At 34.8% G+C, this 13,362-nt stretch carries 13 protein-coding genes; 9 read left to right on the top strand and 4 right to left on the bottom strand.

Features of this window, described 5'->3' with window-relative positions:
• The first annotated feature begins 17 nt into the window (after positions 1-17).
• The 8 genes from AB674_RS11245 (at position 18) to AB674_RS11210 (ending at position 8,174) form a co-directional block, all read left to right on the top strand.
• A complete protein-coding gene (locus AB674_RS11245; protein ID WP_047776637.1) occupies positions 18-569 on the top strand; it encodes a CvpA family protein in 552 nt (183 codons plus the stop codon).
• 93 nt (positions 570-662) lie between these two features.
• The gene (locus tag AB674_RS11240) at positions 663-1,763 is read left to right on the top strand and encodes a helix-turn-helix domain-containing protein (protein ID WP_047776636.1); all 1,101 of its coding nucleotides are present in this window, start codon (positions 663-665) and stop codon (positions 1,761-1,763) included.
• Between the two features lie 77 nt (positions 1,764-1,840).
• Positions 1,841-2,833: an alpha/beta hydrolase gene (locus AB674_RS11235; RefSeq protein WP_047776634.1), complete on the top strand. Its 993-nt coding sequence runs from the start codon at positions 1,841-1,843 to the stop codon at positions 2,831-2,833.
• A gap of 13 nt (positions 2,834-2,846) precedes the next feature.
• Entirely contained in the window at positions 2,847-3,512 is a 666-nt protein-coding gene (locus tag AB674_RS11230; protein WP_082210625.1) for a hypothetical protein, read from the top strand.
• A 207-nt stretch (positions 3,513-3,719) separates the two neighbouring features.
• Positions 3,720-5,516 carry a translation elongation factor 4 gene (lepA, locus tag AB674_RS11225; RefSeq protein WP_047776631.1) on the top strand — a complete coding sequence of 599 codons (1,797 nt, stop codon included), beginning with the start codon at positions 3,720-3,722 and terminating at the stop codon, positions 5,514-5,516.
• Between the two features lie 262 nt (positions 5,517-5,778).
• Positions 5,779-6,393, top strand: coding sequence for an outer membrane beta-barrel protein (locus AB674_RS11220; RefSeq protein ID WP_047776629.1), 615 nt, complete (start codon positions 5,779-5,781; stop codon positions 6,391-6,393).
• A 254-nt stretch (positions 6,394-6,647) separates the two neighbouring features.
• Positions 6,648-6,869, top strand: a complete 222-nt coding sequence (locus AB674_RS11215) for an addiction module protein (protein WP_047776628.1) — start codon at positions 6,648-6,650, stop codon at positions 6,867-6,869.
• A gap of 342 nt (positions 6,870-7,211) precedes the next feature.
• Entirely contained in the window at positions 7,212-8,174 is a 963-nt protein-coding gene (locus tag AB674_RS11210) for a helix-turn-helix transcriptional regulator (protein WP_047776841.1), read from the top strand.
• An 82-nt stretch (positions 8,175-8,256) separates the two neighbouring features.
• On the opposite strand, the gene AB674_RS11205 is transcribed toward AB674_RS11210, so the two are convergent.
• Both AB674_RS11205 and AB674_RS11200 read right to left on the bottom strand, forming a co-directional pair.
• The gene (locus tag AB674_RS11205) at positions 8,257-8,754 is read right to left on the bottom strand and encodes a DinB family protein (RefSeq protein WP_047776626.1); all 498 of its coding nucleotides are present in this window, start codon (positions 8,752-8,754) and stop codon (positions 8,257-8,259) included.
• Between the two features lie 59 nt (positions 8,755-8,813).
• Entirely contained in the window at positions 8,814-9,293 is a 480-nt protein-coding gene (locus tag AB674_RS11200) for a DinB family protein (RefSeq protein ID WP_047776624.1), read from the bottom strand.
• A gap of 194 nt (positions 9,294-9,487) precedes the next feature.
• On the opposite strand from AB674_RS11200, the gene thiL reads away from it, so the two are divergent.
• Positions 9,488-10,534 carry a thiamine-phosphate kinase gene (thiL, locus tag AB674_RS11195; protein ID WP_047776622.1) on the top strand — a complete coding sequence of 349 codons (1,047 nt, stop codon included), beginning with the start codon at positions 9,488-9,490 and terminating at the stop codon, positions 10,532-10,534.
• 62 nt (positions 10,535-10,596) lie between these two features.
• Here thiL and AB674_RS11190 read toward each other — a convergent pair whose 3' ends face one another.
• Positions 10,597-11,295, bottom strand: coding sequence for a response regulator transcription factor (locus tag AB674_RS11190; RefSeq protein ID WP_047776621.1), 699 nt, complete (start codon positions 11,293-11,295; stop codon positions 10,597-10,599).
• Complete coding sequence (locus AB674_RS11185; RefSeq protein ID WP_047776620.1) at positions 11,292-13,343, bottom strand: two-component sensor histidine kinase; 2,052 nt, start codon at positions 13,341-13,343, stop codon at positions 11,292-11,294. The genes AB674_RS11190 and AB674_RS11185 overlap by 4 nt, the downstream gene beginning before the upstream one ends.
• Between the last annotated feature and the right edge of the window lie 19 nt (positions 13,344-13,362).

Below are 13,362 nucleotides of genomic sequence, written 5' to 3'. Positions count from 1 at the left end.
TAATCACAAACACGAATATGAGTTTTTTAGATATTATTTTGGGAGCCCTTTTGGCTTTTAGTTTATACAAGGGTATTAAAAATGGACTTTTTGTAGAAATTGCTTCTTTCATTTCTTTATTGTTGGGAATTTATTTAGCTATGAAATTCTCTTCTTTAATGAGAGATATGATTGCCAAACATGTAAGCTGGAATCCCACTAATATTCAAGTTACCGCTTTTATTCTGACTTTCATTTTAGTAGTGGTAGGTGTTTATTTGTTGGCCAAATTCTTAACCGGAATTGCTGATTTTGCTCAACTGGGATTAGTCAATAAGTTGGGTGGTGGTTTTTTTAGAATTCTAAAAACCATTCTTATCGTAAGTATCGTTATCGCTCTTTTTGAAAAAGTAAACTTCAACAACACTTTTGCAAAAAAAGAAACTTTAGACCAATCTATTTTTTATAACCCGATTAAAAAAGTAGCGGCTTTTGTCTATCCATCAATTGAAAAATGGTACGAGACTTTTAAAGAAAACCACAAAGAAGGCAATCAGGAAAAGCCTTCAACGGAATCTGAAAAAGAATAATTTTCAGAAACACTTCTACCTCAGATATCTGACAGAAATAAATTATCTTGCCTACTTTTTCCAACATCGGATCTAACTAAAATTTATTAGAATATGTTGTATTTGGCAGGCATCATAATTACTGCTTTTTTGGTTTTTATTCTGATTAGCAAAAAAAACAAAAGCAATCCGGACAAGATTCTGGCGCTTTGGTTGTTTTTTACCGGTTTTCATTTGTCTTTATTTTACCTGCATTTTAATGACCATTACATCAAATTCCCTTTTTTATTAGGGCTTGAACTTCCTATGCCTTTGGTTCAGGGTCCCTTTTTATATTGGTATACTACGGCTTTGACCAATCCGAATCAGAAAAGAAAATATGCTTTTTTACATTTCATCCCGTTTCTGATTGCGTTTCTGGTTCTGACTCCTTTTTTCAATTTACCGTTTGAAAAAAAGATCAGCATTTTTAGAAATGGAGGAAAAGGTTATGAAGATTTGATCACGATTTTGTATGCTTCAATCTTACTTTCTGGAATTACTTATGCCTTGTTTTGCTTAAAGGAACTTTCAAAACACCGAAAAAACATCACCAATCAATTCTCCTTTACGGAAAAAATCAATTTGGCCTGGCTGCGTTATCTCATTTTAGGTTCCAGTTTTATTTGGCTCGTTGTCATTTTCTCTAACGATCGGTACATTTTTTCCGTCGTTGTCTTTTATCTTTTTTTCATTGGTTATTTTGGAATCAAACAAGTTGGAATTTTCACCAATCAGCCTTTAGCAGTAAACAACCCTACAGAAAACGTTACTGTTGAAAATGAGACAACGGAAAATCAACTGGAAAAAATTAAATACGAAAAATCAGGTTTAAGTGTTACTGAACTTCAATCCATTCATCAGAAGCTAACGACCATTATGCGGGAGGAAAAACAGTATAAAAATCCTGATTTAACTTTAACCGAATTGTCTCAAACGTTAAATGTACACCCCAACATTCTTTCGCAAGTCATCAATTCTGTTGAGCAAAAAAATTTCTACGATTACATCAACTGTCAGCGCGTTGAAGAATTCAAAAATCTGATTCAATTACCCGAAAATCAAAAATACACTTTCCTGTCTTTGGCTTTCGAATGCGGGTTTAATTCTAAAACGGCATTCAATCGCAATTTCAAAAAAGCAACCGGGCTTTCTCCTTCAGCCTATTTAAAATAAAATAGAACCACCTTACAAGTTGGGGCGACCCGCAGCGTCATACGGCACATCTTTGCAGAAATTTAAAAAATTATGCCATGAAAAGTACCGTAATTTATTCCCTCACATTAGCCGTTTCTCTTTTTCTTTTTTTAGGCTGCGAACAGGAGAATTATATTAATGACCCCGGAAATCTGGTTCCAAAAACCGTTGATCAGAACCCCACTCTTCCCTCCATTTTTGTTAATGGAACACAGTTACATGCCGAGACTTTTGGAAATCCCAACGATCCGATTCTTATTTTTTTACACGGCGGACCCGGCTCAGACTACAGAAATGGTCTTAACACCAAACAACTTGCCGACGATGGTTATTATGTAGTATTCTATGACCAAAGAGGTTCCGGATTATCGAAAAGACAGGATAAAAAAAGCTATTCTATACAATTGGTTTTAGATGATCTTACTGCGGTTATCCAATATTACCGAACCAGTCCTGATCAGAAAATTTTCTTATTCGGACATTCGTGGGGCGCGATGCTTGCCGCGGCTTATGTAAATTCTTATCCCGATCGGATCGATGGTGTAATACTGGCGGAGCCAGGCGGACTTACTAAAAAACTACTGGATGATTACGGCGAAATGAGTCGAAAAATGGATTTATTTTCTGAAGCAACAAACAATTTATTTTACCTCGATCAGTTCTTATCCGGCAAAGAAAACCAACATGAAATACTCGATTACAAATTCGGTATTTCCACCAGTTTTTCATACGCCAAAGGCAATAAGGAAGGCATTCCCGGCCCATCACCCTTTTGGCGAATCGGAACTACTGTTTTAGAAAGTTTTTCAGATATTTCTGAAAATGATGGTTTTGATTTCACTACAAATCTCAAACAATACCAGCCTCCGGTCCTATTTTTATACGGAGAACTTAATCAATCTTACGGTTTTAGTTTTGCGCAAAAAGAAGCTGCTTTCTTTAATACCGCAACCGTATCCGAAGTAAAAGATACGGGTCATGAGATGATCTACTTTAAATGGGAAAAGGTACATCCTTTAGTATTGAATTATTTAAACGCTTTAAACTAGTCACAAAATGAGAATGACACAAATAATTACCGCAATACTACTCTGGCTTTTGAGTTTTACGACAACGCTCGCCCAAACCATTAACTGGAAAAATCTGAAAAAAGAAGAAAAACACCTCCTAAATGCGACTGTCGGATGGGAACATGGTCTGGTTTATGGAGTTGCATATGGCTATAAACTTAAAACCAAACTACCTATTGTTGTTGACGCTTCGTTTTCTATTCCATCAGGCGAAACTGTTTTTGATGATTTCAAAACCAAAATTGGCGGACAAATCAATGTGTATCAAATCAATAATTTTCATTTTAATGCTTCTTTGCATGGTATTTATCGCCGTTATGAAAATCCTCTGGTAACATTGCAGAATTTTGGTGCTGATGCAACTGTCGTTATCGGTTATTACAAACCTAAATGGTTTACCGCAATAGAATTGGGTTTTGACAAAGCGATCGTCACCCATTTTAAACATACCGAAATATATCGGGAAGTATATCCGGCTGTAAAAGACGGGTGGTATGAACCGTCAACAGGAGGAAATGCGAATTACGGAATACAAGGCGGCTATTCTTTTCATCGAAACGACATCACTTTAAGACTAGGAAAAGTGATATCTCAGGATTTTAAAACGGAACCTATGGTCCCTTTTTATATACAATTGGGTTATAATTACAAACTTTAGTATCATTTTTAAATTGCAAACCCGACAGGTTTTAAAAACCCGCCGGGTTTAGTTATTAGTATAAATTCAACTATCAAACGACAACGATTCCAGAATCCAAAACTTTGCGCTATCTTTGCGCTTTAATAACATGCTCTAAGGCAATTGCTCTGGCGCAGATTTTAAACAAAAATTACTTAAACTCGTTTAGAGAATTGACATATTAAAATGAAGAAGATACGTAACTTTTGCATTATTGCACACATTGACCACGGTAAAAGTACATTGGCAGACCGCTTACTTGGCGCCACACAAACGGTAACAGCTCGTGAAGAAAAAGCACAATTGCTTGACAACATGGACTTGGAGCGTGAGCGTGGAATCACCATTAAGAGTCACGCTATTCAGATGGAATACACCTATAAAGGAGAAGAATATATTTTAAATTTAATTGACACTCCCGGTCACGTTGACTTTTCTTATGAAGTTTCCCGATCTATTGCAGCCTGCGAAGGAGCACTTTTGATTGTGGATGCTGCACAAAGTATTCAGGCACAAACGATTTCAAACTTATATTTAGCTTTAGAAAACGACCTGGAAATCATTCCGGTTTTGAATAAAGTAGATTTACCAAGTGCTAACCCTGAAGAAGTTAGTGATGATATTATTGATTTGCTAGGTTGTAAATTAGAAGATATTATTCATGCTTCAGGAAAAACAGGCTTTGGTGTTGAAAACATTTTGGCAGCTATTATCGAAAAGATTCCAGCTCCAAAAGGAAATGTTGATGAACCGTTACAAGCTTTGATTTTTGATTCACACTACAATCCGTTTCGTGGAATTGAAGTAATCTTCAGAGTTGTAAATGGTGAAATCAGAAAAGGGCAAAAAATTAAATTCATGGCTACAGGCAATGAGTATTTTGCTGATGAAGTAGGAACTTTAAAACTAAATCAGGTTCCAAAAAGTGTTATTTCTACCGGTGATGTTGGTTATTTAATTTCAGGAATTAAAGAAGCCAAAGAAGTAAAAGTTGGTGATACACTAACGGATGCTAAAACACCAACTACTAATATGATTACAGGATTTGAGGATGTAAAACCAATGGTTTTCGCCGGAATCTATCCTGTTGATACAGAAGATTATGAAGATTTACGTTCTTCTATGGAGAAACTGCAATTGAATGATGCTTCGTTAGTATTTACTCCTGAAAGTTCTGCCGCTTTAGGATTTGGTTTCCGTTGTGGATTCTTAGGAATGCTTCACATGGAAATTATCCAGGAACGTTTAGAGCGTGAGTTTGATATGACTGTAATTACTACAGTACCTAACGTTTCGTATTTGGCTTACACCAAAAAAGATCCGGAAACTCCTTTCGTTGTAAACAATCCATCGGACTTACCGGAACCATCTAAATTGGATCGCGTTGAAGAGCCGTTTATTAAAGCTACTATCATTACAAAAGCTGATTTCGTAGGAAACGTAATGAGTTTATGTATCGAAAAACGTGGTGCAATCACCAATCAGACGTATTTGACAACAGAACGTGTTGAATTGAATTTTGATATGCCTTTGGCCGAAATTGTATTCGATTTTTACGATCGTTTAAAAACCGTTTCTAAAGGGTATGCTTCTTTTGATTACTCTCCAATCGGAATGAGAACTTCTAAATTAGTAAAACTGGATGTCCTTTTAAATGCACAAACTGTTGATGCTCTTTCTGCATTGATCCACGAAGACAACGCTTACAATATCGGTAAAAAAATGACCGAGAAATTACGCGAATTAATCCCAAGACAACAATTTGACATTCCGATTCAAGCCGCAATTGGAGCTAAAATTATTGCTCGTGAGACTATTAAAGCGCTTCGTAAAGATGTTACCGCAAAATGTTATGGTGGAGATATTTCACGTAAACGTAAATTACTTGAAAAACAGAAAAAAGGTAAAAAACGTATGAGACAAGTAGGAAACGTTGAGATTCCTCAAGAAGCGTTTATGGCTGTTTTGAAATTGAACGACTAGTTTTTTTTAGATAAATAGAATAAAGAGAATAGAACATAGATAAAACCTGATAGCGAAAGTTGTCAGGTTTTTTTGTTTTAAACAGCTAATTATCAGCACCTATATGCAAACGGATAAGGGTTGCAATTTCCAAATATTTATCGTCAGAAAAAACTCATAAATCATTACGAGTAATACTCAAAAGACTGATTATCAATAATTTTAAGTAATATGTTGGAGGAAAAAAGCTACTTTTAGCATTAGTAACTAAAAAATTAATAACATGAAAACGAGAATCACACTTATTTTAGCGCTATTTACTTTTTATTTTGCGAATGCTCAACAGGATCAGGTTGATTCAGAAATGAATTCAGCGAAAGGCATCACCTTTAAACATGGAGATATGTTTATTGAAGGCTCCATACAAATTACCACAGGCGGAGATCAGGATTATTATGCACTAAATCCCAAATTCGGATACTTACTAAATGACAAATTTGCCGTTGGAGGGCAAGTAAACTTTTCCAGTAACAAATTCGAATCAACAGGAATCAAAACGAATGTTTTTGGAATAGGTGGTTTTGCCAGATACTACTTCTTAGAACTAGATAAAAAACGGTTTAAAGCTTATGGCGAAGCCGGTTTGGGTTATGGCAGAAACAAAGTAGAGTCTCCAACAGGTTCAAATGACAGCAATAGTCTTACCGCTAATATTAACATTGGTTTGAACTATTTTCTAACTAAAAACATCGCGGTAACTTTCACACTGGCAAATCTTTTATCCTACAACACCGTTTCTCCGGAAAATGGGCCTAGTTCGGATACATTTCAATTAAACATCAATTTATTCGAGAACATTTTTGATCAACCAAAATTTGGAGTGCTTTACAGATTCTAAATCATTTAATTACAAACTCAAAAGAAAGCACTCACTCTTTCGAAAATACAAAGACCAAATAATAAACCTCTAAACCTGATAGCGAAAGTTGTCAGGTTTTTTAAATTTAGAAAACAAAGAAGTTCATTAATTCTTATATCACACTCTTGTAAAATATCCAGCTATTTACTGTCTATAAAGCAGTTCAATCACTTCAAAATTCAGAAAATTCAAAACCTAATATACCAATCTATTTTTGCACTAACTTTGTCTATATGCAAACCATAAAACTAAATATAGATTTGAATGTCAATCAACTGATTGAGGCTGCAAAACAACTATCTCCCAAGGAGCGATTGAAACTCAATGATGCCATTTGGAATGAAGATGTGTTTATTCCTGTTGAACATCAAAAAATAGTGCTGGACAGAATGGCAAAAGCTAAGTCCGATCCTGAGCGATTATTAAACTGGGAAGAAGTTTCTAAAACGCTTTAATTCAATTGAGCCATATTCTAAAGATAGATACTGATGCATTTAAAAATATTCAACAGACAATTGAATGGTCTGAAATGCAATCAAAAGGTTTAAGAATCCGATACAATGAAATACGTTGTAAAAAAATCGAAAATTTTCCTTCTTAATCCACTATACTATAAACGAGATAGAAAAAACCATACTCATTTTCGCTGTTTTTCACACTTCAAGAAATCCTGAAATATGGAAAAACCGAAATAAATAATAAGAACCAGGTAGCGAAAGTTTTGGGTTTTCTGTTTTTGAACTGTATCTTTGAGTCTTAGAACCTCAGCAGCTCAGAACCTTAGAACCTTCAAAAAAATGCTCGACGAAACTCCAAAACGATTTGACCGTATTGTTGCCATACTGATTCAATTGCAATCTAAAAAAATTGTAAAAGCACAGGAATTGGCAGATCGTTTTGATTGTAGTCTTCGAACCATTTACCGCGACATTAGAACTCTGGAAGCATCGGGAGTACCAATCTACAGTGAGGCCGGAGTTGGTTATGCGTTAATGGACGGTTACAGACTACCTCCCGTTATGTTTACACGTGAAGAAGTCAGCAGTTTTATCGCTGCCGAAAAACTAATGCAGAAATTTACCGATCCTTCTCTTGGTAGTCATTATGCCTCAGCGATGTATAAGTTAAAATCGGTTTTGAGAAGTACGGACAAGGATTGGCTTTCGAACATCGAATCAAAAATTTTGATGCATACCGCACAGCCTTTATTTAATGACAATTCTCCTAATACGCTAGCGCCACTGTTTGAGAGTATTGCCGAAAAAAAACAAATTCTGTTATCTTACAAAACAGTAGAATCTGAAGAAGCAAGCGATAGAAATATAGAACCCGTAGGTATTTTTCATGAAAATAATAATTGGTACTTTTTGGGGTATTGCCATTTACGAAAGGATTATCGTCAGTTTAGGACAGATCGAATTCAGGGAATTAAAAAGACAGAGCTCAAATTCACGATCGAACATGGTCCATTAGAAACTTATTTAACAAAAAAAGAGCACTCCAATACCACAACAAAAGTCCGCATTCTGGTTTCAAAAAAAGTTGTCGGCCACCTTCGACATGAACAAAAATACCATGGTTACGTTTCTGAAAAAGAAGTCGACGGACAAATCGAAATGACGTTTATGTCTCGTGATATCAAAAATGGTTTTGCGCGTTGGTTTTTGATGTTCGGGGATTACGCCAAAATACTGGAACCCGAACTGCTAAAAACAACCCTATTGGAATTACTGGAAATTAATAAAAAAAGACTTTTATAAAAAAACTCCTCAAAAGCATAGGTGCCTGAGGAGTTTTTTGTTCGTTTTTTGAAAATGAATCAACTATAATCTTCTATAATAACTACTGCGCTTTTACAACATTGTAAAAATTATAATCTGTATTTGTTGCATCTGTGATCCCAATATTTCGGCCCATAGTTACAATTTGCCCTCTGTGATACGTGCCATGATTGACCACTTGCAGCAAATAATCGCTAATTGGTAATTCACATTGGAACCAAGGATTCTCGATTTTAATTTTTTTCAATAATTGTTCTTCAGATAACGACTTAATAAATTCAGCCAACCGGGTTGACCTGTTTAGCAATCCTTTGAATATTTCCTCCGTAATCAACTCCTGATTTTCTCTTTTATCAAATTCAGCAGTTTCGGCTATAACGGAATACCAATACTCTTCGGTTGCCCAAATGTGATTAAGTGTTTTACTAATACTTGAAAAACTTGACGGAACTTCCTTTTGAAGTAATTCATCCGATTTTGTAGAAAGCCAGTTTACAAATTGTTGATTTACCCACAAATTGTATTCCGCATAATTGGTTATTATATTTTTAAAGCTCATAACATATTGCTGTTTTACTTATTAACTATTTGAACTAAAGAAAGATAAGAATTATTCTTTTATCTTTCCCAGAAAAACGGAGGTTCAATTCCTAAAGCTCTAAGATAAACGTATCCTTGTCCACGATGGTGTACTTCGTTATCAATAAAATACAAAACATTGTGAATAATCGGGAATTCGTACTGACCAAAAAGATTAAACGTGTCATTAAAATCTTCAATAGTCAGTTCTTGCCAATATTTATCAATTTCAGCGGTAGCCTCATCCCATTTTTCAAGATATTGCGCTTTAAAAATCAATTTTTCTTCTGGTTCACTATAAGGCGAAACTTCTCTGTTTACAATTCCTTTTAGAGCCGGAACTGCAATAGACAGAAGTTCATCTGTTAATTTCGCGAAGGTTCTCATTCCTCCTATTGAAAATTCGAAGAAATCTTTTTCAGGAAAAGCTTCGATTACGTGACGTGTCAATGCACGATGTCCTTGCCAGTGTTTCAACAAATCTTCCGGAGTAATAACTTGAGCTGCTAATGTTTTCATGATTTTAAAGTTTTAATTATTTAGTACTTCAAAAGTAAAACGGGCTGGTGACAACAGTTTGTCAGCAGGAAAATAAAATTTATTCTTTTTTGTAATTTTTTATTATTTATCACCTTTTATCGCCGATATGCCGTCAAAATAAATCTAAATAAAACCTGTACCTTTGCAGCTTAAAAACATTGGAACATAGAAAAATGATAGAAGATAAAAATCCGCAACGTACCAGTATAGCGCAATTAGGTGAATTTGGTTTAATTGAACATTTAACCAAGAACTTCGATGTTATCCAGGAATCTACTTTAAAGAGTATTGGTGATGATGCCGCAGTTCTTGATTTTAAAGATAAAAAAGTAGTGGTCTCTACCGATTTACTAATTGAAGGAGTTCATTTTGATTTGGCTTATATGCCCTTAAAACATTTAGGATACAAAGCAGTCGTTGTAAATGTATCTGACATTTGTGCTATGAACGCCAAACCAACTCAAATAACGGTTTCTGTGGCTGTTTCTAACCGTTTCCCACTAGAAGCCTTAGAAGAATTATTTGAAGGGATTACACACGCTGCAAAAGAATATAAAGTAGATGTTATTGGCGGAGACACCACCTCATCGCAAAAAGGACTAATTATTAGCATTACTGCCATTGGTGAAGCTAATGAGGATGAAATCGTTTATAGAAACGGAGCCAAGCAAACCGACCTGTTAGTGGTGACCGGTGACATTGGTGCGGCTTATATGGGATTACAGGTTTTAGAAAGAGAAAAACAGGTTTTTCAGGTGAATCCAAACAGTCAGCCTGACTTAGACGCGTACTCTTATTTAATCGAACGCCAGTTAAAACCTGAAGCACGAAAAGACGTTCGTACGCTATTACACGCCCTTGAAATCAAACCAACTTCTATGATTGATATTTCTGACGGATTATCTTCAGAAATTATTCATTTATGCAAACAATCTAAAGTGGGTTGTAATCTGTACGAAGACAAACTTCCATTAGATCCACAATTTATTACTGTTTGTGAAGAATTTAATATTGACAGTACAACCGTTGCGATTAATGGTGGTGAAGATTATGAATTATTATTTACCATTGACATCAATGATTTTGAAAAAATAAAAGGGAATCCGAATTTTTCTATCATTGGTCACATGGCTGAGGAGAGTGAAGGAATTCATTTGGTAACCCGTGCCAATACTAAAATTGCTTTAAAGGCCCGCGGTTGGGATGCTTTAAGCGAATAGATAAAAGCTTTTTAAACAGAAAACGACATCCAAAAGATGTCGTTTTTTATTTGCTTTCGTTTCTAAAAAAGCGATTTACTTTTAGCTTCTTTTACCAAATCGTCATCCGATCCGGATTTTATTTTGAGAAGCTCTTTTAGATTCGTTCTTCTTTTTTCTATGGCGTTTATAGAAATCGGAATGTATTGTGGCATGTCTGCTACCGAAGTTCCTTTAGATAAATGAAATAAAATTTGCTTGTCGAATTCATCAATTTCAATCGAATTATGAGGCGACTGATTCAGCATTTTTTGTACCGACTGACTGTAATACTTTTCATTTTTCATCACTCTGTCAAATGCAAACAGCAATTCATCAAAAGTAAGATCATTTTTAATAATCAGACCATTGGGGTTTATGGTTCTGATAATCGTCTTAATTTTCAACAATTCCGTATACATCGTTAGCAAAACAATCTTGCAATGGGGCATTTTCTTTGCGATTAATCTTGCCAGATCTTCGCCCGAAAAAATATCTTTTTCTTCATACGGCGGCATACTAATATCTAAAAACGCAACATCAAAATTTGGTGTTGTACTATTTTCTATCAAATCATATCCTGATTTGCAATCATGAGCCTGTGCAATAATAAACTCATATTGTTTGGTATTGTAACGCGTTATCGCATTTTTGTATCCTTCAATAATAAAAGGATGATCATCAACAATTAAAATATTTTGTTTACTTAATTGTGAAATTGTAGTGTTTGGGTCAACTGTCATTTCTTTTGTAGGTTAATTTTTTGATCGATGGGTATTTTTACCAAAAGCAGCGTGCCTTCTCCTTTGGCAGATTTTATGGTTACGGTTCCCTTACATTCTGCAGCTCTGTATTCGATGTTGTGCAATCCGATTCCGTTTTTGGTTCTTTTTACATTAAATCCAATTCCATCATCAAAAACAGCTACAGCCAGATGATTTATCTCGCTTTTAAATTCAACTGTAATCGTTTCTGCCTTCGCATATTTATTACAGTTCTGAAGCGCTTCCTGGATAATCCGGTACAGATTAATTTTCACAGCATTACTGACCAGTTCCCATTTGATTTGGGAATCAAAAGCAGTAACCAACTTAGAAGGGTAGGTCTGTTGTTGATTTTCAAACAACTTGTTCAAAATCAAGACAAAATTATTAATTAATTCGGATTTTTCTCTATTTAAATCATGCGAAATTTCCCGTATATCTTCCTCGATATTTTTAAGTTCTGCCAGATATTTTTTTCTTTTTAAGCATGCATCGGCTTCCTCTATTTTATCCAGACTATCCAAACTTATCCTAACACCAAACATTCTTCCCAAAACACCATCATGTAACTCCTGAGCCACTTTTTTCTTTTCCTTGATGCGAGTCATTTCAATATCATTTTGCTGTGAAATCATCAAATTATAGATGTCTTCATTTGCAATTTGCTGTTGTTGTTTAAAAAGTAACTCCCTGTTTTTGGCTTTTTGGGTTTTATACACATAAAAAACCAAACCAATCAACGTACAGATACTAAAAACATAAACTAAGGTTTTAATTTTCTCCTGAAGATTCGAGTTTTGGTCTTTTATTTCATTGGTCTCATACTCAATTCTGGAGAACTTCTCTCCCATTTTTCGTTCCGCCTTCAACATTCGGTCGTTCAATCGGATATATTCTTTAGTATAAACAGAAGCATTTTTAGGATCCACTACTTCTATTTGTTTCAGCGCTTCGAGGATATCTCTGATTTTTTTTAAACTACGCGACAAAACCAGTGCTTGTTTAGAATATTGAATTGCTCTAAAAGTGTCTTTCTTAAAAGCATAATATTCAGACAAATGTATTTTACTCAACACAACGCCCGATTTTAACCCAATACTGTCTCTAATTTTTAATGCTTTAAAAAACTGTCCCGGAAGTCCTTCCGACTCTTGCAATTTAAACTTAGAATACGCCAGATTATCTAATATAATGGTATACAATATGGTATTCTCCCTGAATAGATTTTTCTCTTCAAGACCTTTTATAAAATATACTTTTGCTTTACTGTAATTGCGCATTCTTAAATTAACAAACCCGATATTATTCAATGAGGTTGCTTTTAACTGAAAGTCCGCAGGAATTGATTTATCTGCAAGAATACGCAATGCATTCTGATGGAATTCAAGCGCTTTTCGATACTCTTCCCTTTCATTATATAAGATGCCAAGCAAGTTATTACAATCATAAAGCAGGTCGTTCACATTTTTTTGTTGCTTTAAAATCCGGAGTGCTTTAAAAATATTGATCTCACTTTCAAAATAATCACCTTCATTGTACTGAAGTGTTGCTTTGCTTAAAAAAGTCTTGGCCAAATTATAGTGATCGTTAATTTTCAAATACACCTTTTCTGCTCTGAAATAATTCAAAAAGGCACTGTCTGTAACAGCATGTACCGTATAATAATCTCCCAGATAACTATACGCTTTAGCCATATTAAGCGAATCCCGCGAGCTTCTTGACCGATCTAAAATTAATTCTGTGGTTTCAAGATAAGAAACCCAATCACTCATGTTATAATATCGATTGGCAATTTTAAAAAGATTAACTTTATTAAGCGAATCATTTTTCTGATTTATAACAATGGCAAAAGCCTTCTTATTGTACCCTTGTTTGTAGTTAAAAGGCAGGTTGATATCATTTGCCAGTGATAAATAAGTGGCAAGACTATCTTCTGATAAATTGACATTTTTATCGCTTTTGTTTTTCTTGGTACAGCCAAAAAAAACAATACAGAGAAGGAATAATATTAAGTAATTATTTTTCAATAGTGTCTTTGAATTTCAT

The organism is Flavobacterium sp. ABG (assembly GCF_001027725.1).
Lineage (GTDB): Bacteria > Bacteroidota > Bacteroidia > Flavobacteriales > Flavobacteriaceae > Flavobacterium > Flavobacterium cupriresistens.
The sequence above is the reverse complement of the archived record's forward strand: the minus strand, read 5'-3'. Positions and strand labels throughout refer to the sequence as shown.